Genomic DNA, 23,239 nt, shown 5'->3' on the forward strand with positions numbered 1-23,239 from the left:
GATGCGGCTGCGCAGGATTTCGATCGATTCGGTGCCGGATTTCTTGACCAGCTCGGCCACTTCGCCGGCATTTTTCAGGGCGGCTGCGCAGGATTTCGATCGATTCGGTGCCGGATTTCTTGACCAGCTCGGCCACTTCGCCGGCATTTTTCAGGGCGGCTTCGAAGGATTTCCTGGCGAACTCCGCCTGTTTTGTCATCAGTTCCTGGGGATTGCCCGGCGCCTTGTAGCTCTGCGCCATGTCGCTGACTTCACGCAGCGTGTCCTGCAGCATCTCGCGCTGTCTGGACAACAATGAGGTCGCGCCGGCAGCTCCCGCCCGCGCCGATCTTTCCAGGGCCTCGAGGTTCTTGCGATGATGCGCGAGGATCGCCTCGACATTCGGCACCTTCAGGTCACGGCCGAACCGGCTGAACATGTCAAGGAACGAATCGGAGTCGGGTTGTTTGGCCATTGCTCGTGCTCCCCAGTGTCGCAAATGCTGAACCCTGTTCTGGACAATAGCACTCGCGCGCCGTGTGTCCATTCGGACGCCCAAGCAATTCAGCGGCAAATGCAGCATCAGCCAGCGAGAAACAGCCTCTCCGCCGTGTAGAGCACGATACCCGCCAATCCGCCGATAATCATGCCATTGAAGCGGATATATTGCAGGTCCTTGCCGATGTTCATCTCGATCAGCCTCGTCAGTTGGGCAAGGTCCCAGCGCTTGACCTGGTCGGCGATGAATGTCGACACACCGCTCTTCTGGCTCTCGACGAACGACGACAGCGCCACGACAAAGCCCTGGTTCATGTCGGCCCTGATCTGCGGATCGCCTGAGAGATGGCGGCCGACCTCGACGAACATGTTGGCGAGATGCGCGCGAACAATCGAATTCTCCGCCTTGGCGTCCTGTTCGATGAACAGGCTGAGGCTCTGCCACATGTCGCCGGCGAGCGACTTCACTTCCGGCCGCGCCAGGAAATCGCGTTTCAGCTTCTCGGCCCGTTTGGCGTATTGCTTCGAGGTTCTGAGCCGCTCGATGAAGCTGTGCGCGAAACGGTCGAATTCGGCGCGCATCGGATGGTCGGGATCGGCGCGCACCTCGTCGAGCAGCGAGCCGGCGGAAGCGACGATCTTCTTCAGCAGATAGGCGTCGGCTCTGAACAGGTTGAACAGCGACGGCAATTCCTCGCGGATTTTCTCGCGCATGGTCGCCAGCGCCTCTTCATCGTTCAGGAACCGGCCGATCACCCTGGTGAATTCGTCGAAGAGTTTCTGGTGGCGGCGGTCGTCGGTCAGTGCCGACAGCAATTCGGCCGCGAGCGGCGCCAGCGGCACCTTGTCGATCTGCTCCAGCATGCGGCTGGTGACGAAGCCCCGCAGGCCGGATTGCTCGATCGCCGCAAGCGTCTGCGGGACCAGCCGTACGACGAAGCGCGACAGGCCGGCAGAGCGTTCGGCGTCAGTCAGCCAGTCGGCGACGAGTGCTGCAAAATCGACCTCGGCCAGCTTTTCCCGCACCGGCCCGGGCGCCAGAAAATTGACCTCGATGAAGCGGCCCAGATTATCGGCGATGCGGTTCTGGTTCGCTGGGATGATGGCGGTGTGCGGGATCGGCAGGCCCAGCGGCCGCTTGAACAGCGCCACCACCGCGTACCAGTCGGCCAGGCCGCCAATGGTCGCCGCCTCGGCGAAGGCCGCCACGAAGCCCAGCCACGGATACTTGGCCTCGAACGATTTGGCCACGGCAAAAACCACGACGCAAAGCACCAGCGCAGCCGTGGCGAGGAACTTTGTCCGCCGCAACGCGAAAAGCTTGGCGCCCGTCTCGGCATCAAAACCGCCAGGCGCCAGGGACGAAGCCGATTGGGACATGATACGCCGCTCCTCATCGATCTCTTGGCTATCTGGCATGGGCTATTTAGGGGGTGTTTGGGCCCGTAGCATGATCGGATGGGCCGATTTCGGCCGGGAATTGCCGGTTTCGCACGCAAAGTTGACAAGAATGTTCATCTATCATGCAATCCCAGTCTGGAATTGTTCCAAGGTATAGGCCATATTCCGATCAGGCCAGTGTGGGCGAATCCGAAACTCCGGGTGAGAAAGCCGCACCAGCACAATCTAAAATCTGGTGCAGTTCCAACGCGCCAGCACTCGGGTGAGGAATGAAATGCGGCTGACGCGCCAGACCAACTACGCCATGCGCATCCTGATGTATTGCGCCGCCAACAACGATCGCCTGAGCCGCATCCCCGAGATTGCGGCCGCCTATTCGGTGTCGGAGCTTTTCCTGTTCAAGATCCTGCAGCCGCTGGTCGAGCATGGCCTGGTCGAGACAGTGCGCGGCAGGAATGGCGGCGTGAGGATCGGCCGCCCCGCCGAGCAGATCAGCCTGTTCGACGTCGTACGGGTGACCGAAGAGAGCTTTGCCATGGCCGAATGCTTCGAGAACGATGCCGCCGAATGCCCGCTGGTCGACAGCTGCCAGCTGAATTCGGCGCTGCGCGAGGCGCTCAACGCCTTCTTTGCCGTACTCTCCCGCTACACCATCGCCGATATGGTGGCGGCGCGCCCGAATGTGCGTCATTTGCTCGGCATCGACATGCTGATCCAGCGAGCACCGGCCGCCTGAGTTTTCTAGTGCATGTCGCTCAAAAGTGGCCCCGGTTTTGAGACAACGACATGCATAAAGACAAAGACCTAAAGCGCGTCGCCTGAGTCCGTTCAAACGCGACGCGCTTTAGGCGGCTGACTGCGGCAAGACAAACGGCATGTTCGCCGCCGGCAACACACCGACCCTTAGCCGACAATCGAACACCTTTTCGATCAGATCGTCGCTCAGGACCTCCTGCGGTGAACCGTCGGCGGCGAGCCGGCCGCGATGCATCACGAAAATCCGGTCGGCATACATGGCCGTCAGATTGAGGTCGTGCAGGATGGCGATCACACCGCCGCCGCGCCGGGCGAAATCGCGGGCGATGTTCATGATGATCAGCTGGTGCTTGATATCGAGGCTGGAGACCGGCTCGTCGAGATAGAGATAGCGCGGCTTGCCGTCCAGCACCGGCGCCCAGACCTGGCACAGCACGCGCGCCAGCTGCACACGCTGTTGTTCGCCGCCCGAAAGCTCCTGATAGAAGCGGCCGGCAAAGCCGTCGAGGTCGACCCGCGCCAGCGCCCGCTCGGGCAGACGATCATCTTCGCCCGGCAGAACGCCGGAACGGCCGCCGATAAGGCCGAGCCTGACCACTTCGTGCACGGTGAAGGGAAAGGACAGGGTAGTCGCCTGCGGCAGCACGGCACGCACGGTCGCGGCCTCCACCGGCCTCATCGCGGAGAGGTCGCGCCCGTTGACGGCCACTGTCCCCGTAAACGCCAGATCGCCCGACAACGCCTTCAAGAAAGTCGTCTTGCCCGAGCCGTTCGGTCCGACGATGGCGGCGATCTCGCCCGGCCGTGCGACAAAATCGACATTAGCGACGATGCGTTTGCCGCCCATCGCCACCGAGACATCGCGTGCTTCGATCATGCCGCCTCACAAGTCGATTACGCCGCGCTTGCGCAGCAGGATCCAGAGGAAGAACGGCGCGCCGGCGATCGCCGTGACGATGCCGATTGGCAATTCGGCCGGCGCCACGATGACGCGGGCAACTGCGTCGGCAAGAAGCAGCATCGAGGCGCCGAGCAGCGCCGACGCCGGCAAGAGATAGCGATTGTCCGGACCGATCAGCAGCCGCAAGAGATGCGGCACGACGATGCCGACAAAACCGATGCCTCCGCTGACTGCGACAGAGGCGCCGACCGCTGCCGAGACGCCGACGATCGCGGTGTATTTCAGCCGCTGTACCGGGATGCCGAGATGTCCGGCCGTCGCCTCGCCGAGCGCCAGGGCGTTGAGGCCTTTGGCCAGGAACGGCATTGCCGCAAGCGCCAGCACGATGATCGGCCCGACGGAAGCGATCTTCGGCCAGGTCGCGCCGCCAAGCGAGCCCAGCTGCCAGAAGGTCAGGTCGCGCAACTGCCGGTCGTCGGCCATGAAAATCAGGATACCGGTCAGCGCCATGGCAAGGGCTGCGAGCGCAATGCCGGCAAGCAGCATGGTGGCGACCGAGGTGCGCCCCTGCCGCGTGGCGACGCGGTAGAGCACCAGCGTCACCGCAAGGCCGCCGCAGAAAGCGGCGAGCGGCAAGGCCATGCCGCCGAGCGCCAAAGTGAGCGGCGCCAGCCATGTTGTGCCGAGCACGATGACGGCGACGGCGCCGAGGCTGGAACCGGCTGAAACGCCGATCAGGCCGGGATCGGCGAGCGGATTGCGAAACAGGCCCTGCATGACCGCGCCCGATACGGCCAGCGCCGCACCGATCAGCACGCCGAGCAGCACGCGCGGCATGCGGATGTCGTAGACGATCAGCCGGTCGCGGGCGCCAAGCGCGGCGTCGGCCGGCACGGCGCCGGTTAGCCAGTCACGAATGACACCGACGGCCGATGCATCGGAAGCGCCCGACCTCAGAGACAGGAACAGCGAAAGGGCAAGGGCCACGCACAGGAGCAAAATAACCAGGCGCGCGCGCCCGGAACGATCGCCCTCGGCCATCTTGCGCGCCGTGCCGGCGATCGACTGATCCACCATCGGCTCAGTCCGTGACCTGGCTGCCATAGAGCGAGACTGCGAGATCGTGGATGGCATCGGCCGTGCGCGGCCCGAAGCCGAGCAGATAGCTGCCATCCATCAGGATCAGTTTGCGGCCTTCACCCGCCGGCGTCGAGGTGATCGACGGGATGGCGAAAAGCTCGGCCTCCGCAATCGGCGGTCCGGCATTCTTCATGGCCAGGATCACGTCCGGCCTGGCGGTTACGATGGCCTCGTCGGACATCTGCTTGTAGCCGGAAAAACCTTCGACGGCGTTGACCGCACCGGCGAGCTTGATGATGCCATCACCGGCGGTGTCGGTGCCGGCGGCCAGGATCTTGCCGCCCTGGATCGACAGCACGAACAGGATGCGCTTGCGCTGCTTGATCGACGCCGTCTGCTTCTCGGCCGCCTTCAGCTTGGCGTCGGTCTCAGCCACCAGCGTCTCGGCCTTGGCGTCGACGCCGAGCGCCTTGCCGACGATGCGGATCTTTTCCAGGATGCCGTCATGGCTGTAATGCTCGGGCACGTCGATGAACGGAACGCTCGACTTTTTCAGCACATCGACCGCTTCCTTCGGCCCACTGCCATGCAGCGCCAGAATGCCCGAAGGATTGACCGACAACACGCCTTCCGGCGACAGCTGGCGCATATAGCCGACGTCGGGCAGCGCGACCGCGGCGGCGGGGTAGCGGCTGGTCGAATCGCGGGCGACGAGATGACCTTCCTCGCCAAGCGCGTAGACGATCTCGGTGATCGAACCGCCGATCGCCACGATCCGCGACGTGTCGGCAAACACGGCCACGTTCTCGCTGGCCGGCACTGGGGCGGCAATAAACAGCGACAGGCCCATGGCCGCGGCAAGCGTCCTGAACAGTGAAATCATCGTCGTTTCCTCAGGCTGCGGTCGGGCTTGGAATGCGCGGCAGGTTCTCGGCAAGGAACCGCCAGTCGTCGCGCTCGCCCTCGCCTTCATGGCGCTTGCCGAAGAACTGGATGATCATCTTGCCGTCGGCGCCATAGGCTTCGAGCGAGGTGACATGACCGTCCTTGGTCGGTTTGCGCACCGCCCACACCTCCTGGATTTGGTCGGTGCGCAGATGCAGGTGGAACGTCTCGTCCATCACGTTGATCCACGGCCCCATCGGCCTGATCGACTTGACGGGACCGGAATGGATCTGGATGCAGCCTCGGTTTCCGACAAAACACATGATCGGCATGCCGTCGGCGGCGGCATGGTGGAACATGGCGCCGATGGCGTCATTGTCGAGCAGCCAGGCATAGTCCTGGCCGACCATGCGCACGGCCTGGCGGCGGGTAAGCTTCAGCGTTTTCAACATGCCAAAGAACTGATGCACGTCGGTCAGCCGGCTCCAGCGGTCGCGCAGATCATCGATGTCTGCGGCAATGCCCGACGTCTCCGCGTCGTCGTCGGCCACGCCTGCGATAGACACGGTCGCCTCCTGGTTCGGCGATTCGAGTGCGGCCACGAGCTTCTGGTAGGCATAGAGATTGGACGCCGGCCGCAGATGCACCTTGTGCACCGCATCGCCGGCCGCGTCGAAGAATTGCAGGCTGCGGCGGATGTCGCCGCCGTCGCGCTTTTCCACGGCAAAGCCATGCGCCCAGACTTTGGGAAAAATGCGCAGGTCGATGTTTTCGCCCAGCACCATGGCATTGTGCGCGCCTGTGACAACCTTGTCGTAGACGCCGATCTTCTCGTGCACCGCGCTTTCGTTGCGGGTCAGTGCCATCACTTCGCCAACGGCATCGAGGCCTGTCAGAAGATCGTTGACCCTGGGCTCGACGCGCACGACGCCGTCGCCGCAATGCGCGGCCACCAGCTCGGCCTCGGAAATACCGAGCTCGGCGGCAAGATCGCGCTCGCGCGCTTTCGGATTGTCTGCCCGCGCCCGCCGGATTTCATGCGGGGCGGGTTTTGCGCGCTGGTCCATGTCCTGCTTACCTGTCTGCCGTGTTTGGTCGTTTCGTCACTTGTTGAGGATGAGCTTGCCCTGGCGGGTGATCTTCAGCCGATAGAGCGCGCCATGGTGCTCGATGCCGATCTCGTGCTCGCCCTGGAACAGCGTGTTGGAGGACAGCGTCCGCACCGCCAGCGGCACCCGGTCGAAGCGGGTCGGCGTCTCCTCGGAACGGCGGACGCGGTAACGGAAGTCGTTGGGATTGTGGGTGTTCATCTCTTTCGATCCCTTTCCTGTGCCGGGCAACTGGCTAGGCGTTGCAAAAATGCCGATTCATTTCTTGACTCGCATAATCATGTTTATTAGTCAGTGCAATACCGGACCAAATGAGTCAACATTTAAGACGCCGGACAGAATGAAAAATGCCAGCGAGCACCAAGCCAGCCAGCATCGAACCTGGAATTTTGGAGTTGGGGCATGGGCTTGGGAAATTGTGGACGACTGGGTCTGGCGAACGCCGATCCGGTGCATCGACCTATGGCAAAGGCAATGGCAGCCTTGCTTGCGGGGGCAGCGACGATCGCGCTGCTGACATCGCCGGCCAGCGCTCAGCCGGCCGCTGACCAGGCCGACCAGACCAGGAAAACCGAGGACACCAAGCCGGCGCCCGCCGGCGCGACCCTGCTGGACAAGATCCTCGTCATCAGCCGCACCGGCGAGACGGCAATCGAATCGCTGGCCTCGGCCAGCCATGTTGACCAGGAACAGCTCGACCGCCGCATGGCGACGACGCCGAACGAAATGCTGCTCGGTGTGCCTGGTGTCGCCGTGCAGGCCGATGCGCGACGCGTCAGCTCCAGCATCAACATCCGCGGCCTGCAGGATTTCGGTCGCGTCGCGGTCATCGTCGACGGTGCCAGGCAGAATTTCCAGCGCTCAGACCACGGCACGCAGTCGACCTTCTATGTCGATCCCGAGCTCATCAAATCCGTTGACGTCATTCGCGGACCGACCGCCAACACCTACGGCTCCGGCGCCATTGGCGGCGTCGTCTTCTTCGACACCAAGGATGCGGTGGATTTCCTCAGACCGGGCGAAACCTGGGCCGGCTCCGTCACCGGGCGCTATGAAAGCAACGGCAAGGGCTGGACCGCCAGCGCCAGCGGCGCCTACAAATTCAACGACGATTTGGATGTGCTGGGCAACATCGTCTACCGCGACTACGGCGACTACAAGAATGGCAGCGGCGACACCGTCGCCGGCACCGGCTTCGACCTGCTGAGCGGCCTGCTCAAGACCACAATCCGCCCCAGCGAAGACAGCGAATTGAAGCTCGGCTGGGTCGGCTCGAGCGACGGCTGGACGGAAACCAGCGGCGGCGTGCCGGCCAACGACGTCTACGTGAAGTCGAACACCTTCACCGCCCGCTACAACATCACCGACGACGCCAGGAGCTGGCTCGATCTCCACATCAACGCCTCCTACAACAAGACCAATCTCGACCTCACCACGCTGGTCCCGCAGAACCGCTTCGATCCGACGACCGGCCTTCCCGTGCTGCTGCCCGTCGGTTCGACCTCGACCTTCGACGTTGGCACGGCCGGCGTCGACATCTGGAACACGTCGCGCTTCGAAACAGCCGGTGTTGCGCACGAATTGACCTATGGCGGCGACTGGGTGGGTGACGATGTCGAGACCGGCGGCACCGCCGGCGGCGACAGCTTCTACACCCCATCGGGCAAGCGTAGTGTTTCGGGCGCCTACATCCAGGACAAGCTCACCTGGGACTGGCTCGAGGTCATTGCCGGGCTGCGTTACGACAATTACAGCCTCGAAGACAGCACCCACGAAACGTCAGGTGATCGTCTGTCGCCGCGCATCACCGTTGGTGTCACGCCCTTCGAAAGCGCCAGCCTGGCGGGCCTGCAGTTCTATGGCACCTACGCGGAAGGCTACCGCTCGCCGTCGCTGACCGAAACGCTGATCAGCGGCAACCATCCGGCAGGCGTCACCTTCCCGTTCCTGCCCAACCCAAACCTGCGGCCTGAAACCGGCAAGACCACCGAGTTCGGCGTCAACTACAAGCTGAACGACCTTATCGAGGCCGGCGACGCGTTCCGGCTCAAGGCCGCCTACTTCCACAACGATGTCGACGACTACATCGAAGGCGTCACACTGTCGGCATTCGACCCGACCAGCGGCTGCCCGTTCGGCCCCGGCGTTCCGATCTGCTTCCAGTACCAGAACGTCGCCCAGGCCAAGATAAACGGCTTCGAACTGGAAAGCGTCTACGATGCCGCCTGGGGTTATGCCGGGCTCTCCGCCTCGATCACCAACGGACACACCATCTCCGATGAAGGTGAGCGCGCCGACCTTGCCACCATCCCGTCCTCGCAGGTCACCGGGCAGCTCGGCTTCCGCTTCCTTCAGGACAAGCTGACCGTCGGCGGCGAGGTGCAGTACAACAGCAAGCCGAAGGGCAACCCCGTAGCCAAGGATTATACTCTGGTCAACGCCTTCGCCAGTTACCAGGCCACCGACAATCTGAAGGTGGACTTCCGCGCCGACAATTTGTTCGACGTCAAATACACCAACCCGCTGAACGGCGGCACCACCGCCGTCATCTATGAACCCGGCATCACGCTGAAGCTGGCCGCAACCATGCGCTTTGGAGGCTGACACCCATGACAAGTTTGACGGCATCGCTTCGGCTCCTGACCTCGACGCTGGCGATGTCGCTTGGCTTGATGCCGGCGTGGGCTCAGTCCGCGCCGGCTCCGCAACTCAGCCTCGAGCTCAATGCCGCGCAGCCCTCCGAAAAGGGTTGCCGCCTGACCTTCGTCGTCAACAATGCGCTCGGCGCCGATCTTTCCAAGGCGGCATTCGAGATCGCGCTGTTCAACGAGGCCGGCATTGTCGACCGCCTGAGCGTGCTCGACTTCAAGGACCTGCCGGCCGGCAAGACCAAGGTGATCCGCTTCGACCTCGCCGGCACCGACTGCACCAAACTCAGCCGCGTGCTGATCAACAGCGCCACCGAATGCGCCGGCGTCGAACCGGGCGCCTGCATGCGCGGCCTGAAGACGCAGACCAAGACCGGTATCGCATTCGGCGTTTGAGGTGGGTCTGCATCCCGCCTTCCTGCACGACAATGCGACACGACCAGTCGCAGCTCCGCCGTTATGGCCGGCAACCGATCTTGATTTGACAATCCCGCCGCGCTCGCGGCAGGTCTCGCCGCAAACCATGCAGGACATCACCCCCCTCCCCGACGCCGGCAACGAACCGGCGATAACAATGGACGAGCTCGTACAGCCGGCGGCCGCGGACCGCAAATGGACTGTGGCGATCGTCGCGTCCTGCCTGCTCCATGCCGCTGCCGCAGCGGCGTTCATGGTCGCACCCGCCGGGACATTTGATACCGGGAAGGCAATACAGGCCGAAGGCGCCGATCGATCAGGCGCAGACGTCCTCGGCACCGCTTTGCAAAACCCGGTACCCGACGCGATGGATGTTACCCTGGTAACCGATCCGCAGCCGGCCAAGCCCGTCCAACCCACGCCGCAAACCGAGGCGCCTCAAGCCGTAGAGGAGCCGGCGGCGCCCAAATCTGCGCCGGAATCTGCCAACCAGGCAACCGTCGCTCCCGATGCACCAACGGCCGCCATCCCGGATGATCAAAGTGTCGCCCCAGAGGCTGAGACGCCTGCACCGTCACCGGTTCAAACGCAGAGTTCGGAGGCGTCTCCCGCCAATCAGCCTGCCGTTGAATTGCCTGCCGCGAGGCCACCAGTCCCAAGCCCGAGGCCAAGTACATCAATATCGGGCGCACCAATATCGGGAGAGACTGGCGGCACGGCAGATGGCGAGGAGCGCGAGGCAACGGCGGTTGCCAGCAAAGGCGGAAAACAGAGCGCGGCGGGCAATTCGATGGAATCCGGCTACAGCGTTGAAGTTCAGAACAAGCTTGTCCGCGCCAACCGCCACGTTTCGAAGGCGGTTCAAGCCAAGGCTCGCAACAATGCCAGGGTCTATTTCGTCGTCATGGCCGACGGCAGCGTCAGCGACTTGCAGCTTGTCGAAAGTTCAGGGTCTGCCGAGCTAGACCAATTCGCTTTGAAACTGGTGCGCCAGCAAGCCCCGTTCCCGCCCATTCCACCCGAGACCGGATTATCAAGTTGGGTGTTCAGGGCGCGGATCGGTCCGTTTTAAACAGCTTGTAGACCTTCGCCAAATGGCATCGTCCACCAATTCGAGAGGAAGCCAATGTACATCGCCATGAACCGCTTCAAGGTCCAGAATGGCTCGGAGACCGCCTTCGAGGATGTCTGGAAGAACCGCGATTCGAGCCTCTCGGAGATGAAAGGCTTCAGGGAATTCCACTTGCTGCGCGGCCCGGTCAACGAGGCCGAGGGTTACACGCTGTTTGCCTCGCACACGGTGTGGGCAAGCCATGAGGATTTCGTCGCCTGGACCAAATCCGAGAATTTTCGCGCCGCCCATCGCAACACCGGCACCTCGAAGGTGCATTATCTCGGCCATCCGCAGTTCGAAGGCTTTTGGGTCGTCGAAGGGGCCTGATTGAGATTTCACCCGTCGACGAGATCTGACGACGGTCAGATGCCGTCAGGTTCCGGTTGAATTCCGGCCGCCCAGTCGCCGAAGCCACTGGGCAATGTGCAGGCGCAGCCGCCGCCAGGGCTGTCCGCGTGTCAGGTAGCGCGCCAACCGCGGATCACCGGCCAACTCCGGGAACTGGCGCACATGCTGCGTCAGGAATGCAGGTATGAAATTGCGCCCGTTGAGATCGCTGAGCCAGGCAGAATTCGCCAGCAAATAGTCTGCGGCATCCGCCGCCAACACGCTCCTGTAGCTCCTGTATGCAGGCGTTTGCCGCACATTGCCGCCAGCAAAGGCAGTTCCGGTGGACAGGTTGGAGCCATGCAGGCGATAGAGGCCGAGACCTTCTGACAGGATGAGGCTGCCGCCGGCCTGGTGCGCGAGTGTCGCCGTCAGATAATCCGTCCCGACCTTGGCCTTGAACGGGAAGGACAATACCGGTTCCAGCGCGCCACGCCGGTACATGATCGCCGAGCATTGCGACCACAGCCAGCCCGTCACCGCAGGTGCGAAATAGGTTACCGGATGCTCCGATGCGTAGGCGATCCCGGGCGCCATGCCGGCAAGCCGGCCACCGGGCGCGATGGCGACGCCACTGCGATCCGCTCCGGACCGCGGTTTGCGCAAGGCAAGGAAGGTACCGCCCAGCAAGGTGCCGTCGCCATCGACAAGGAACACATCGGAACTCGACAGTGCGGCCGAATGCGTCGTGTTGAGGTGGGCGGACAGATGCGCGAGGAGAAAATCCGGCAGCCACACGTCATCGGCGTCGAGAAACGCGACGAAGGGCGCGTCGGTTGCGGCAAAGCCGTCGCGGAATCCCGCGGTCTGGCCGCCATTCTCCTTGCGCGCCAACAGGCGCAGGCGCGGGTCTTCTATATCCCTTAGAAGCTGTCGGACATGGTCGGCCGAGCCGTCCGTCGAGGCATCGTCGACGATGACGCATTCCCAATTCCGGTAGGTCTGCGCAAGCACCGAGCGGATCGCCTGTTCGACGTACGGCCGATAGTTGAAGCAGGTGATGACCACCGCCACGCGCGGCAGCTCAAACGGTCGGGACGTGTCTTCCATCTGTTCGGCTGCCCCGCTCGAGTTGCTCTCTGTCCCTTGCGCATACCCTTGCAACCCGACGCAGGCAAGCGAGCCGCGAAAAGCCCCCTAGGCCGCCGCGAGCAGGCTGGCATTGCCGCCGGCAGCCGTGGTGTCGACGCAGACAGCGCGTTCATGCGCATAGGCAGCCGGGTTGAGCACCTCGCTGACCAGAGGCACGATCGGCCCGCTGCGGTCGGCAATGACCTTGCGCACGATCCGCGCCGCCTCGGGCCTGCCCGAGAAGGCGACGACATCGACGCGCAGCGAACGCGCTTCGACTGGGTCTGGCCGACCGTCTATGGCCGCCAGCGGCAACCCCTTGCCGGTCAGCGCCGACAGTGCCGCCGGCGCGCCCGGCGCCACGGCCAGCACCGCATTGCCGGCGGCCAGCGCCTGGATCGTCTGGGCAAGCAGCGTTTCGGCGTCCGGACCGAGGCACAGCACCCGGCCGCGCGGCGACAGCGACAGCGTGTTGGCCTCGCCGGTCGGTCCGGGCAGGTCGACCTGGCCGAAATCGATGGCGGCTGCAGCGCCGATCGCTGCAGCGCCCTTGCCGCGCAGATGCTTTCTCAAGATGGCGATGCGGTCCGGCCGCGTCGACCAGCCGCCAAGCGTCGGATCGGGCAGATTGTCGGCCAATTCGGTCGCCGTCACCTTGTGGCCCTCGGCAATCTCCGTGCCCGCCTCCGGCCCCTTGCGGAACCGCCGGAGATAATGCGGCCCGCCGGCCTTCGGCCCGGTGCCCGAAAGCCCCTCGCCGCCAAAGGGCTGCGAGCCGACGACGGCGCCGATCTGGTTGCGGTTGACATAGATGTTGCCGGCATGGATGCCGTCGACGAAATGCTGGACGCGGCCTTCTATGCGGGTGTGCAGGCCGAAGGTCAGGCCATAGCCCTTGCGGTTGATGGCGGCGATGACGGCGTCGATCCCGTCGGCGTCGAAGCTGGCGACATGCAGCACCGGACCGAACACTTCGCGCTCCATCTCCTCGATGCCCCTGACCCGGAACACATGCGGCGCAACGAAGCGGCCGTCCTTCGGTGCTTCGAGCTTGGCAATCAACCGGCCCTGCAGCCCCATCTTTGTGCAATACTCGCTGATCGATTCCTGCGCCTCGTCATCGATGACCGGCCCGACATCGGTCGAAATCTGCCAGGGATCGCCGATGGTGAGCGCTTCCATGGCGCCCTTCAGCATCTCCAGCATCTTCTTCTCGACATCCTTTTGCACGTAGAGCACGCGAAGCGCCGAACAGCGCTGGCCTGCACTCTGGAAAGCCGATGCCAGTATGTCGCGCACCGCCTGTTCGGGCAGTGCGGTGGAATCGACGATCATGGCATTGAGACCGCCGGTCTCGGCGATCAGCATGGCGTCCGGCGCGGCCGTCTCGGCCAGTTGCTTCTCGATCAGCTTTGCAACCTCGGTCGAGCCGGTGAAGCAGACGCCGGCAATGCGCGGATCCGCAGTTAGCGGTCCGCCGACCGCCGGACCGTCGCCCGGCAGAAGCTGGATGACATCTTCCGGAACGCCGGCCTCGCGCAGCAGCTCGACGGCGCGGAAGGCGATCAGCGGCGTCTGTTCGGCTGGCTTGCCGATGACCGAATTGCCGGTGACGAGCGCTGCCGCGATCTGGCCGGTGAAGATGGCGAGCGGGAAATTCCACGGCGAAATGCACACGATCGCGCCGCGCGCCTCGCTGCCCGCTTCGTTGTTGGCCGCTTCGGCAGCGTAGTAGCGCAGGAAGTCGACGGCTTCGCGCACTTCAGCCACGCCGTCGGCCAGCGACTTGCCGGCTTCCCTTGTAGCCAGCGCGAAAAACTCGACCGCATTGGCCTCATAGAGGTCGGCGGCGCGGTTGAGGATGGCGGCGCGCTCCGCAACGGGACGCTTCGCCCAGGCCGGCTGCGCTTCCACAGCAAAGCGCACCGCGGTCGCGACCTGCTTGGCAGCGGCTTCGGCGACCGTGCCGACGATCTCGGCAGGCTTTGCCGGATTGACCACCGGGCGCTGCTTGCCGTAGCCGGCGGCGCGCGTGATCGGCTTGGCATGCCAGCGCTCGGGCCCGGCAAAGGCCGCCTTGGCCTTGTCGATCGCCGCCAGCGTCACCGGATCGGTGATGTCGAACCCCTTCGAGTTGCGCCGACCAGCGCCGAAGATCGTCGCAGGACGAGCGATTGCCGGATTGGCGGCGGGGCCCTGGCTCTCGACCGTCTCGAGCGGATCGCGCGCAATATCCTCCGGCTCGACGTCCTCGTCGGTGAGCTGATGGACGAAGGAAGAGTTGGCGCCGTTTTCCAGCAGACGGCGAACCAGATAGGCCAGGAGATCGGAGTGCGCGCCGACCGGCGCATAGATGCGGCACCGCGTGCCTTCGGCCTGGCGCACCGTCTCATGCAGCGCTTCGCCCATGCCGTGCAGGCGCTGGAATTCGAAAGCGTCGCGATTTGTCGCCATCGACAGGACGGCGGCGACGGTATGGGCGTTGTGCGTGGCGAATTGCGGATAGATGCGGTCGGTCATCGACAGCAACTTTTTGGCGCAGGCCATGTAGGAAACATCGGTGTTGGCCTTGCGGGTGAAGACGGGGTAGCCGGAAAGCCCGAGCGTCTGTGCCCGCTTGATCTCGGTGTCCCAATAGGCGCCCTTGACCAGCCGCACCATGATGTTGCGGTCGTACTTTTCCGCCAGCGCATAGAGCCAGTCGATGGTGAAGGCCGCGCGCGGGCCGTAGGCCTGGACGACGACGCCAAAGCCATTCCAGCCGGCAAGCTCCGGCTCGGACAACACACGCTCGATGACGTCGAGCGACAGGTCGAGCCGGTCGGCCTCCTCGGCGTCGATGTTGAGGCCCATGCGCGAATGGCGTGCGGCCAGCGCCAGCGACAGCAGCCGCTCGGCCATCACCGGCAGCATCTTTTCCTTCTGTGCCTCTTCGTAGCGCGGATGCAGCGCCGACAGTTTGACCGAGATGCCGTGGTTCTGGCGGATATCGGGACCGTTGGAGCCTGAATCGAGCGAGGAGATTGCATCGGCATAGGCCTTGAGGTAGCGCAGCGCGTCGGCCTCGGTGCGGGCCGCCTCGCCCAGCATGTCGAAGGAATAGAGATAACCTTTCTGGATCATCGACTTGCCGCGCTTGACGGCTTCCGCAATGGTGCGGCCGAGCACGAACTGCTCGCCCATTTCGCGCATGGCGGCGGCGACCGCCTTGCGGATCACCGGTTCGCCCAGCCGGCGAACCATCGAGCGCAGCGTGCCTTCAATGCCGCCCTCGCCTTCGTCGAGCACACGGCCGGTCAGCATCAGCGCCCAGGTCGAGGCGTTGACGAAGATCGAGCTCGAACCGCCCGAATGCGCCGACCAGTCATGCGGTGCGATCTTGTCGGCGATCAGGTCGTCCATAGTCTCGGTGTCAGGCACGCGCAGCAGTGCCTCGGCCAGGCACATCAGCGCCACTCCTTCCTTGGTGGAGAGGCCGTAGGCCGAGAGAAAAACCTCCATCAGCCGCGGGTCGGACGAGCCGCGCACCGCGCGCACCAGATCCGCGGCACGGGCCGAGACGGCTTTGCGGTCATCGGCCGAAAGTTCTGTCGCGGCAGCCAAGCGCTTCACAGCCGCGTCTTCGTCGGGCAGGTAGTTGGCGCGGATCTGCTGGCGGATGGTGTCGAGCGGCATGGCGGTCCTGCGGAGCAAGCATCTGGGAGCGGGCCGGCGGTCGCCGGACCGAATGGCGCAAGCTAGCACAGAGCCGTATTTTCGGCCGGTCCAAAGAAATCGACATGGCAGGCCGAATAATCTATCATTGCGGCTCAATTGTTATCAGATGGGCTGTGATATCCGTGACAGAAGACCAATTGGACCGCATCGACAGAAACATCCTGTCGGCGCTGGCGCGCGACGGGCGGCTGTCCATGTCGGAACTGGCCGGCAAGGTCGGCCTGTCGAAGACGCCCGTGCAGGCGCGGGTGAAGCGCCTGGAGAAGGACGGCTATATCAGGGGCTATCAGGCGATCATCGATCGCGAGCGCATGGGCGAAGGCCATGTCGCCTTCGTCCAGGTCAAACTGTCGGACACGCGCTCGGCCGCGCTCGATGCTTTCAACCGTGCGGTGCAGGCCGTGCCGGAGATCGAGCAGTGCCACATGATGGCGTCGAGCTTCGATTATCTCCTGAAAGTCCGTACCACCGACATCGCCGCCTATCGCCGCGTGCTCGGCGAGCGCATCTCGGCACTGCCGCAAGTTGCGCAGACCTCGACCTTCGTGGCCATGGAGACGGTGAAGGATCGCTAGCTCACTCCGACAGCGTCTTCAAAAACGCCACCAGCGCCGCGCGTTCGCGATCCGACAGTTGCAACGGGTGCACTTCGGAGGTGCCTTCAACGGCCGCCTCCGCCTTCGCGTAGTGCGCCACCACCTCCTCCAGCGAGGAAAACTGTCCGGCATGCATATAGGGCGGCCGCGTTGCCGCGCCCCGCAGCGACGGCGTCTTGTAGGCGCGCATCAGTTCGGGTGCTGCCTTGACGATGAAGCGCAGCTCGCCGCAGGCGCCGGCGTCGCCATCGCGGAAGGCGCCGAAGCAGTTGAATGGGTCGGCCTGAACCTGGGCCACCGCATCGAAACGGCCACGATCCAATGGCAAATCCCTGACCGGCGGCACGCCGGTGTTGTGGAAAGCGTTGTCGGTGAAGCGCGGGCCGTTATGGCAGGTGACGCAATTGGCCTTGCCGATGAACAGTTTCAGCCCGAGCATCTCCTCCTGCGAAAAGGCATCGTCGGCTTTCGGCTTGGCGCCTGACACAAGATCGATGGCAAAGCGGTCAAAGCGCGTCTGTGCCGGTTCGATCGACCGTTCGAAGGCGGCGATCGCCTTGCCGATGTTGGAAAAGACGCGGTTGACGTCGTCCATTTGGGCCGCGGTCATTGCCTTCCACGCCGCCTGCTCGGCCTCACTGCCGAGCGGGCTGGCGTTGGCCGGCACGGCGGAAAGATCCGGCAGTGGCCCGAAGATGCGCTCATAGCGCTCGCCGAACCGCTTCTGGATGTAATGCGCGAAGGCCGCGCGGTTCCCCGCCTGCTCAAGCGGGTTTTCCAGCGGCGTCAGCGCCTGCGCCCACAGGCTGTCGCGCCGTCCATCCCAGAAGAACCACGGATTGCGGGCAATGCCGGCCAGCGGCATCGAGCGCCTGTTGGTTCGGCCAACGCCGACGGATTGCGGCAGGTCATCCTGGAATTGCCGGTCGATCTTGTGGCAGGTCGAGCAGGATACGTTCCCGTCACGGCTCATGCCCTGGTCGAAGAACAGAGTGGAGCCCAGGGCGGCGGCGGCTGGCACGTCGGCGAAGCGGTTGGTGGTGTCGGGTTTGAGCGCCGGCAAGGTGTTCAGCGCCAGCGAGGCGATGGTCTTCTTCTCGGCATCGGAAAAATCCGGTTTGCCGCAGCCGGCAACGAGCACGACCGCCGCCAATGCCAGAAGGCGCAACAGGCGGCTCATTCGCTCACAGCACCACGTTGAAGACGACCGTGTCGGAACCGGCCGCCGCCGAAATGGCGAAGCGCAACTGCCACACGCCGCTCATGGTGAATTTCAGCCCCTCGATCCGGTAGCGCCCCTCGCCAAGATAGTCGGTCGCCTGCGGACTGGTCGGCAAGCCGTGATTGTGCTGCGGCATGCCGCCGGACACCGAGATCGCCGCACCTTCCACGGAATCGCCCTTGACCGTCTTCAGGGTCAGCAACCAGGATTGCAGTTCGCCTTGCCGGATAACGCCGCGTTCCGGCTGAATGCTGGCGACAAACAAGCCGTTCGCCGTCTTCTTCGAGCGCGAAACATCGGGGCCTGGCGCCGACTGCGGCGCGGTCAGATAGACGATCGCCAATATGCCAGCCAGCAAGGCGGCCAGACCAACGCCCGCAAGAAGATAACGCCATATCGATGCCAAACCGGTTCCTCTTCTGGGCATAACGTCTCGGGAAGCAATTCGCGTCCCGCCGCTTCTGTGGGAAAACGCTTCTGGCGCAAAAAACCGCCGCCGCCAAGCATGGCGCTGCCGGCCGCAAAAAGCTACAGCAGCGAACTGATCCGGAGACAGATACATGGCAGCAGACGGCGTCGCTTCGATCGGTGAATGCATGCTCGAACTGTCCGGCCAGGCCGGGCCGAACTGGCGCATGGGCTTTGCCGGCGACACGTTCAACACGCTGTGGGCGCTGCATGCGCTGAGCGGCAAGCGGCCGGCGACCTATGTCTCGGCCTTTGGCGACGATCCCTTCTCGCAGGGCCAGATTTCGTTCTTCGCCGAAAACGGCATCGGCATCGGCGCCAGCCCGGTCATCCCAGGCGCGCGGCCCGGCCTCTACGCCATCACCTTGACCTGCGCCGAACGCGCCTTCACCTATTGGCGCAGCGACGCGGCGGCCAGGCGGCTTGCCTCGGACCCGGCCGCCTTGGCAAAAAGCCTTGAAAACCAGGCGCTTGTGTATTTTTCCGGAATCACTTTGGCAATTCTGGATGCCGCCGCGCGCAAGACGTTGCTGGCAGAAGTGGCCAAGGCGCGGGCCGCCGGTTCGCTCGTCGCCTTCGACCCCAACTACCGGCCGCGCCTGTGGCAGAGCCGCGAGGAGGCGCAAGCCGCGATCCTCGACGCGCTTGCCGTCGCCGACATCGCGCTGCCGACCTTTCCCGACGAGCAGACGCTGTTTGGCGACACGGCATCGCAAGCGACCGCCGAGCGGTTCGGAAAACTGGTCGGCGAAGTCGTCGTCAAGAATGGCGAGGAACCCGCGCTGATCGCCACTGGCGGAGCCCTGCAGCCGGTTCCGGCCCAGCATGTCACCACCCCGGTCGACACCACCGGCGCCGGCGATTCCTTCAATGGCGGCTATCTCGCCGCCCGGCTTGCCGGCCATGCCCCGGCGGATGCCGTGCAGCGCGCGCATCGCGTCGCCGCCGCTGTCGTGCAGGTGCGAGGCGCGCTGGCGCCGTTCGAGGTTCTAAGAACCGCTTTCGAGGGCTAAGACCTTAGGGAAGCCTGAAACGATATTCCGTCACCTGATGATAGATCTGGCCCGGCCACAGCGTGGCCTGCGGGAAATAGGGCCGGTTCGGCGCGTCGGGCCAGGTCTGCGCTTCCAGGCAAAAGCCGGAAAACGCCTTGTAGCGCCGTCCGTCCAGGCCGCCCGAGGTCGGCGCGACATACTGGCCGGTGTAAAGCTGCAGGCCCGGCTCGGTGGTCCAGACTTCCATCTCGACGCCGGAATTGGCGCCTTGCGCCCACGCCACCTGGTGAAGCGGGCCCCGGGCTGACGCCAGGCAGAAATTGACGTCGTAGGGAAGCTGCTCGCCTTCCGTTTCCATGCGCAGCGGCCGCGCCTGGCGGAAGTCGAAGGGCGTGCCGTCGACAGGTTTGACGACGCCGGTCGGGATCATCTCGCCATCGACAGGCGTATAGGCGCCGGCGTTCAGCATCAGCCGGTGGTCGAGAATGTCGCCGGCGCCGCCATCGTCGAGATTGAAATAGGAATGCTGCGCCAGATTGCACAGCGTCGGCTCCTCGCAAGTGGCGGTCAGTTCCATCGAGAGCGTGCCGGGGATCTTCAGCCGGTAGGTGCAGGTGACGTCGAGCGCGCCGGGAAAGCCCATCGGGCCCTCGGGATCGTGCAGGGTCAGCGTGACAAAATCCCGGCCGTGCAGCGAAACCGTCCACGGCCGGTGGAAGAAGCCCTCCGAGCCGCCATGCAGCGTGTGCTTGCCGAGGAAATTGCGCTCAGTCTGGTAGCGCTGGCCGGCAATGGTGAAGCGGCCGTCGCGGATGCGGTTGGCATAGCGGCCGACGACCGCGCCGAAGAAGGCCCGGTCGGTCTCGTAAGGTTCGAAGCGGTCGTAGCCCAGCACCAGCGGCGCGTCGTGACCGGCGAGCCGCAGATCCTGGATGATTGCGCCGAGCCCGATGATGTTGGCGCTGACGCCGCCGCCCCGGATGGTGAAACGGCGAACGGGTTCGCCTGCCTGCGTCGTGCCGAAGACTTCGCCGTCCTTCATCGCTATGTCCAAATGCTAATTCGTCGATCTATCGACTTAGAGCAATTCCAGGAAAAGTGTGAAACGGTTTTCCGTCCGGAATTGCAAAAAACAAAGAACTGGAGCGGTTCGGCGTTTCCGTGAAACGCTGAACCGCTCCAGTCCGGCTGAATGTCGTCTGGCAAGGGCCGGCCCGCGGCCTGCCCTGCCCGTCAATGATTTAGAGGCCGAGCCCCCCGATGCAGACATATTTGGTGTCGAGATAGTCCTCGATGCCCTGATGTCCGCCTTCCTTGCCGAGGCCCGATTCCTTGACGCCGCCGAACGGCGCTTCCGGCGTGGTGATCAGGCCTTCATTGACGCCGACCATGCCGTATTTCAGGCCTTCCATGACCCGGAAGGCGCGGCCGAGATCGCCGGTGTAGAAATAGGCGGCCAGGCCGAACTCGGTGTCGTTGGCAAGCGCAATGGCTTCCTCTTCGGTCTCGAACTTGAACACCGGGGCGATCGGGCCAAAAATCTCTTCCTTCATGAAGCGCATGTCAGGCTTCGCATCGGCGATGACGGTCGGCTGGAAGAATGAGCCGCCAAGCGCGTGGCGCTTGCCGCCGGCAACGACCTTGCCACCCTTCGACGTGGCGTCGGCGATGAATTCCTCGACCTTCTCGACCGCCTTCACGTCGATCAGCGGTCCCTGCTGCACGCCCTCTTCCAGGCCCGAGCCAACTTTCAGCGCATTGCTGGCAGCGGCCAGCTTCTCGACAAACTTGTCGTAGATGCCGGCCTGCACCAGGAAGCGGTTGGTGCACACGCAGGTCTGGCCTGAATTGCGGTATTTGGCGGTGATGGCGCCGGCGACGGCGCGATCGAGGTCGGCATCGTCGAAGACCAGGAACGGCGCATTGCCGCCGAGTTCCATCGAGACCTTCTTGACGGTGACGGACGACTTCTGAATCAGCAGCTTGCCGATCTCGGTCGAGCCGGTGAAGGTGATCTTCGACACCAGCGGATTGGCGCAGATCTCGTCGCCGATTTCGCCGGCAGCACCCGTCAGGATGTTGATGACGCCCTTTGGGAAGCCGACTTCCTCGGCGAGCGCGCCCCATGCAAGGCCGGAATACGGCGTCTGCGAGGCCGGCTTGACCACGGCGGTGCAGCCGGCGGCAAGCGCGGGGCCAAGCTTGCGGGCAAGCATCGAGGAGGGGAAATTCCACGGCGTGATGGCGGCAATGACGCCGACCGGCTCCTTGGTCACCAGGATGCGGCGATCGCCCCATGGCGATGGCACGACATCGCCATAGGTGCGGCGGCCTTCCTCGGCAAACCACATGATGTAGGCGGCAGCCGAACCGATCTCGCCCTTGGATTCGGCGAGCGACTTGCCCTGCTCGATGGTGAGCAGTTCGGCCAGCACATCCTGATTGTCCATCATCGCGTCATGCAGCTTGCGCAACAGCTTCGAGCGCTCAAGCGCGGTCGTCTTGCGCCAGGTCTTGAAGGCTTCGCTTGCGGCTTCGATGGCGCGGCGGGTTTCCGCCTTGCCCGACTTCGGCACGGTGCCGATCTTGAGACCGGTGGCCGGGTTGTTGACGTCGACCGTCTGGCCGCTGTCGGCCTGCACCCATTCGCCGTTGATGAGATTGGCCTGGCGCATGAAATGGCTGGTTTTCTGCAGCATGGTCTAGCCTCCGTTCGGCGCACTGACGGGCCGGTTTCCTGGATCTCTTGAACGAGCGTGCACAATGGCGGCGGAGCCGACACGCTGAAGCCACTGCTCTTTACCTAGGGCAAGCCCGGCAAGCAATTGCAAGATGGCATATAGGCTTTGGGCCAGCCCAACGCCAGAGAAAATTCACATGTAAATTAGTTTGGGCCGCAGCCTTGTCAAAGACCAGCCTTGCCAAAGACCAGCCTTGCCGAAGACCAAGCCTACCCAAAGACATGAACCACCACCGTCAGCCAAAAGGCGGTTGTAACAACCGCGCTTGCCGTGGCGATGGTCATCTGGTTCGACGCCAGCGCCTGGCCGGTGTTGAACTGAACGGCGATGAGATAGGAATTGATGCCGGACGGCAGCGCCGCCACCACGACCGCCACTTTGGCCGTCAAGGGCGGCAGGCCAAACAGCCAGACCAGGCCGAGCACCAGCGCCGGCATCAGGAACAGTTTCAGCGTCGACAGCGCCAGCGCCGGTCGGATGTTACCGGAAATGCCGAAACGGCGCAGGCTGAGCCCCATGGCGAACAGCGCCACCGGCCCGGCGGTGTTAGCCAGCGCATCGACCAGCCGCGTCGCAAGGTTCGGCAGCGGCGCGCCGGTGAGGCGCCATGCCAGCCCGGCCAGGATGCCGATGATCAGCGGGTTCGTGAACAGTCTTCTCAGAAAGCTCTGGATGATGCGCAGCGGGTGTACGGGCTCGCTGCCGCCGCGGCCAAATATCTCGAACATGATGATCGAAGCCATCATCATGGTCGGCAGGTGCACGGAAACGAGCAGCGACAGCACTTCGAATCCGCTGGACCCGAATACGCCGAGAACGAAGGGAATGCCCAGCAACACCACATTCGAGAAGGATGACGACACTCCACCGACGATGCCGGTGCGCGCGTCCCGCCCGAAGATCCGTGTCGTCACCAGATGGCCGGCGGCCCATGTCATTGCAACCGCCGCGAAATAAGCACCCCACAGCGACCAGGGCGCCACGCCGTGGAAATCGGAATTCACCATCGTCCGAAACAGCAGCAGCGGCATCGCCACGTTGATGGCGAATTCGGAGATGCCGTCCCCGCTGGCCGGTTTCAGATAGCCGGTGAGCCCGGTGACATAGCCGAGCGCAACGAGGCTGAAGACGAAAAGAACGGTTTCGGTAAGCGGAGACATTTTTCAGGGATAGGCGAGCCCGGATTCCAGCGCAATCGCCATGATCTTCAGAAACTGATCCTCGATCCGCCCGGCGCCTGAATTTGATCATGGT

Annotated in this window: 21 protein-coding genes; 7 read left to right on the forward strand and 14 right to left on the reverse strand. The window is 63.9% G+C overall.

Annotated features, from left to right (window positions below):
* Both NKJ88_RS24950 and NKJ88_RS24955 read right to left on the reverse strand, forming a co-directional pair.
* A partial coding sequence (locus NKJ88_RS24950; protein WP_502904771.1) for a phasin family protein occupies positions 1–454 on the reverse strand: 454 nt, incomplete at its 3' end.
* Positions 455–561: 107 nt separating this feature from the next.
* Positions 562–1,857 (reverse strand): DUF445 domain-containing protein, encoded by a 1,296-nt coding sequence (locus NKJ88_RS24955; RefSeq protein WP_352445948.1) that lies wholly within the window; start codon positions 1,855–1,857, stop codon positions 562–564.
* 295 nt (positions 1,858–2,152) lie between these two features.
* Between NKJ88_RS24955 and rirA the strand changes: the two genes are divergently transcribed.
* Positions 2,153–2,614, forward strand: coding sequence for an iron-responsive transcriptional regulator RirA (rirA, locus tag NKJ88_RS24960; protein ID WP_023823048.1), 462 nt, complete (start codon positions 2,153–2,155; stop codon positions 2,612–2,614).
* A 108-nt stretch (positions 2,615–2,722) separates the two neighbouring features.
* Here rirA and NKJ88_RS24965 read toward each other — a convergent pair whose 3' ends face one another.
* The 5 genes from NKJ88_RS24965 to hemP are packed head-to-tail and all read right to left on the reverse strand — an operon-like array spanning position 2,723 to position 6,810.
* Positions 2,723–3,511, reverse strand: coding sequence for a heme ABC transporter ATP-binding protein (locus NKJ88_RS24965; protein ID WP_352445950.1), 789 nt, complete (start codon positions 3,509–3,511; stop codon positions 2,723–2,725).
* 6 nt (positions 3,512–3,517) lie between these two features.
* Positions 3,518–4,612 carry a FecCD family ABC transporter permease gene (locus NKJ88_RS24970; RefSeq protein WP_352445951.1) on the reverse strand — a complete coding sequence of 365 codons (1,095 nt, stop codon included), beginning with the start codon at positions 4,610–4,612 and terminating at the stop codon, positions 3,518–3,520.
* Between the two features lie 4 nt (positions 4,613–4,616).
* Complete coding sequence (locus NKJ88_RS24975; RefSeq protein ID WP_023815472.1) at positions 4,617–5,498, reverse strand: heme/hemin ABC transporter substrate-binding protein; 882 nt, start codon at positions 5,496–5,498, stop codon at positions 4,617–4,619.
* Positions 5,499–5,508: 10 nt separating this feature from the next.
* The gene (locus NKJ88_RS24980; protein ID WP_352445954.1) at positions 5,509–6,567 is read right to left on the reverse strand and encodes a hemin-degrading factor; all 1,059 of its coding nucleotides are present in this window, start codon (positions 6,565–6,567) and stop codon (positions 5,509–5,511) included.
* Positions 6,568–6,603: 36 nt separating this feature from the next.
* Positions 6,604–6,810 carry a hemin uptake protein HemP gene (hemP, locus tag NKJ88_RS24985; RefSeq protein WP_023673860.1) on the reverse strand — a complete coding sequence of 69 codons (207 nt, stop codon included), beginning with the start codon at positions 6,808–6,810 and terminating at the stop codon, positions 6,604–6,606.
* A gap of 273 nt (positions 6,811–7,083) precedes the next feature.
* Here hemP and NKJ88_RS24990 point away from each other — a divergent pair, with 273 nt between their 5' ends.
* The 4 genes from NKJ88_RS24990 (at position 7,084) to hmuQ (ending at position 11,115) form a co-directional block, all read left to right on the forward strand.
* On the forward strand, positions 7,084–9,213 hold the full coding sequence (locus tag NKJ88_RS24990; RefSeq protein WP_352445956.1) for a TonB-dependent hemoglobin/transferrin/lactoferrin family receptor: 2,130 nt from the start codon (positions 7,084–7,086) through the stop codon (positions 9,211–9,213).
* Between the two features lie 5 nt (positions 9,214–9,218).
* On the forward strand, positions 9,219–9,653 hold the full coding sequence (locus NKJ88_RS24995) for a hypothetical protein (protein ID WP_023710743.1): 435 nt from the start codon (positions 9,219–9,221) through the stop codon (positions 9,651–9,653).
* A 127-nt stretch (positions 9,654–9,780) separates the two neighbouring features.
* Positions 9,781–10,746 carry an energy transducer TonB family protein gene (locus tag NKJ88_RS25000; protein ID WP_352445958.1) on the forward strand — a complete coding sequence of 322 codons (966 nt, stop codon included), beginning with the start codon at positions 9,781–9,783 and terminating at the stop codon, positions 10,744–10,746.
* 54 nt (positions 10,747–10,800) lie between these two features.
* Positions 10,801–11,115: a heme-degrading protein HmuQ gene (gene hmuQ / locus NKJ88_RS25005; protein WP_352445960.1), complete on the forward strand. Its 315-nt coding sequence runs from the start codon at positions 10,801–10,803 to the stop codon at positions 11,113–11,115.
* A gap of 45 nt (positions 11,116–11,160) precedes the next feature.
* On the opposite strand, the gene NKJ88_RS25010 is transcribed toward hmuQ, so the two are convergent.
* On the reverse strand, positions 11,161–12,225 hold the full coding sequence (locus NKJ88_RS25010) for a glycosyltransferase (protein ID WP_352445961.1): 1,065 nt from the start codon (positions 12,223–12,225) through the stop codon (positions 11,161–11,163).
* 87 nt (positions 12,226–12,312) lie between these two features.
* Positions 12,313–15,921 (reverse strand): bifunctional proline dehydrogenase/L-glutamate gamma-semialdehyde dehydrogenase PutA, encoded by a 3,609-nt coding sequence (putA, locus tag NKJ88_RS25015; protein ID WP_352445963.1) that lies wholly within the window; start codon positions 15,919–15,921, stop codon positions 12,313–12,315.
* A gap of 164 nt (positions 15,922–16,085) precedes the next feature.
* Between putA and NKJ88_RS25020 the strand changes: the two genes are divergently transcribed.
* On the forward strand, positions 16,086–16,538 hold the full coding sequence (locus NKJ88_RS25020; protein ID WP_352445965.1) for an Lrp/AsnC family transcriptional regulator: 453 nt from the start codon (positions 16,086–16,088) through the stop codon (positions 16,536–16,538).
* 1 nt (position 16,539) lies between these two features.
* Here the strand turns inward: NKJ88_RS25020 and NKJ88_RS25025 are convergent, their stop codons facing one another.
* Both NKJ88_RS25025 and NKJ88_RS25030 read right to left on the reverse strand, forming a co-directional pair.
* Entirely contained in the window at positions 16,540–17,739 is a 1,200-nt protein-coding gene (locus NKJ88_RS25025) for a cytochrome-c peroxidase (protein ID WP_023681738.1), read from the reverse strand.
* 4 nt (positions 17,740–17,743) lie between these two features.
* Complete coding sequence (locus tag NKJ88_RS25030; protein ID WP_023739071.1) at positions 17,744–18,187, reverse strand: FixH family protein; 444 nt, start codon at positions 18,185–18,187, stop codon at positions 17,744–17,746.
* A gap of 154 nt (positions 18,188–18,341) precedes the next feature.
* On the opposite strand from NKJ88_RS25030, the gene NKJ88_RS25035 reads away from it, so the two are divergent.
* Positions 18,342–19,262 (forward strand): sugar kinase, encoded by a 921-nt coding sequence (locus NKJ88_RS25035; RefSeq protein ID WP_352445967.1) that lies wholly within the window; start codon positions 18,342–18,344, stop codon positions 19,260–19,262.
* A gap of 4 nt (positions 19,263–19,266) precedes the next feature.
* Here NKJ88_RS25035 and NKJ88_RS25040 read toward each other — a convergent pair whose 3' ends face one another.
* The 3 genes from NKJ88_RS25040 to NKJ88_RS25050 all read right to left on the reverse strand — a co-directional run bounded on the left by NKJ88_RS25040 (position 19,267) and on the right by NKJ88_RS25050 (position 23,145).
* Positions 19,267–20,292 carry an aldose epimerase family protein gene (locus tag NKJ88_RS25040; RefSeq protein ID WP_023823055.1) on the reverse strand — a complete coding sequence of 342 codons (1,026 nt, stop codon included), beginning with the start codon at positions 20,290–20,292 and terminating at the stop codon, positions 19,267–19,269.
* 193 nt (positions 20,293–20,485) lie between these two features.
* A complete protein-coding gene (locus tag NKJ88_RS25045; RefSeq protein WP_023670445.1) occupies positions 20,486–21,943 on the reverse strand; it encodes an NAD-dependent succinate-semialdehyde dehydrogenase in 1,458 nt (485 codons plus the stop codon).
* A gap of 251 nt (positions 21,944–22,194) precedes the next feature.
* Positions 22,195–23,145 (reverse strand): AEC family transporter, encoded by a 951-nt coding sequence (locus NKJ88_RS25050; RefSeq protein WP_023670444.1) that lies wholly within the window; start codon positions 23,143–23,145, stop codon positions 22,195–22,197.
* Positions 23,146–23,239 lie beyond the last annotated feature (94 nt).

The organism is Mesorhizobium sp. M0016 (assembly GCF_040324035.1).
Classification (GTDB): Bacteria; Pseudomonadota; Alphaproteobacteria; order Rhizobiales; family Rhizobiaceae; genus Mesorhizobium.

Bases quoted from the DNA above. Each gene is read 5' to 3' on its own strand.
- NKJ88_RS24990 (WP_352445956.1), top strand. From the start codon at position 7,084: ATGGCAGCCTTGCTTGCGGGGGCAGCGACGATCGCGCTGCTGACATCG.
- NKJ88_RS25025 (WP_023681738.1), bottom strand. From the start codon at position 17,739: ATGAGCCGCCTGTTGCGCCTTCTGGCATTGGCGGCGGTCGTGCTCGTT.
- NKJ88_RS24995 (WP_023710743.1), top strand. From the start codon at position 9,219: ATGACAAGTTTGACGGCATCGCTTCGGCTCCTGACCTCGACGCTGGCG.
- NKJ88_RS24965 (WP_352445950.1), bottom strand. From the start codon at position 3,511: ATGATCGAAGCACGCGATGTCTCGGTGGCGATGGGCGGCAAACGCATC.
- hmuQ (WP_352445960.1), top strand. From the start codon at position 10,801: ATGTACATCGCCATGAACCGCTTCAAGGTCCAGAATGGCTCGGAGACC.
- NKJ88_RS24970 (WP_352445951.1), bottom strand. From the start codon at position 4,612: ATGGTGGATCAGTCGATCGCCGGCACGGCGCGCAAGATGGCCGAGGGC.
- NKJ88_RS24975 (WP_023815472.1), bottom strand. From the start codon at position 5,498: ATGATTTCACTGTTCAGGACGCTTGCCGCGGCCATGGGCCTGTCGCTG.
- putA (WP_352445963.1), bottom strand. From the start codon at position 15,921: ATGCCGCTCGACACCATCCGCCAGCAGATCCGCGCCAACTACCTGCCC.
- NKJ88_RS25045 (WP_023670445.1), bottom strand. From the start codon at position 21,943: ATGCTGCAGAAAACCAGCCATTTCATGCGCCAGGCCAATCTCATCAAC.
- NKJ88_RS25050 (WP_023670444.1), bottom strand. From the start codon at position 23,145: ATGTCTCCGCTTACCGAAACCGTTCTTTTCGTCTTCAGCCTCGTTGCG.
- NKJ88_RS25010 (WP_352445961.1), bottom strand. From the start codon at position 12,225: ATGGAAGACACGTCCCGACCGTTTGAGCTGCCGCGCGTGGCGGTGGTC.
- NKJ88_RS25000 (WP_352445958.1), top strand. From the start codon at position 9,781: ATGCAGGACATCACCCCCCTCCCCGACGCCGGCAACGAACCGGCGATA.
- NKJ88_RS24955 (WP_352445948.1), bottom strand. From the start codon at position 1,857: ATGTCCCAATCGGCTTCGTCCCTGGCGCCTGGCGGTTTTGATGCCGAG.
- hemP (WP_023673860.1), bottom strand. From the start codon at position 6,810: ATGAACACCCACAATCCCAACGACTTCCGTTACCGCGTCCGCCGTTCC.
- NKJ88_RS24980 (WP_352445954.1), bottom strand. From the start codon at position 6,567: ATGGACCAGCGCGCAAAACCCGCCCCGCATGAAATCCGGCGGGCGCGG.
- rirA (WP_023823048.1), top strand. From the start codon at position 2,153: ATGCGGCTGACGCGCCAGACCAACTACGCCATGCGCATCCTGATGTAT.
- NKJ88_RS25035 (WP_352445967.1), top strand. From the start codon at position 18,342: ATGGCAGCAGACGGCGTCGCTTCGATCGGTGAATGCATGCTCGAACTG.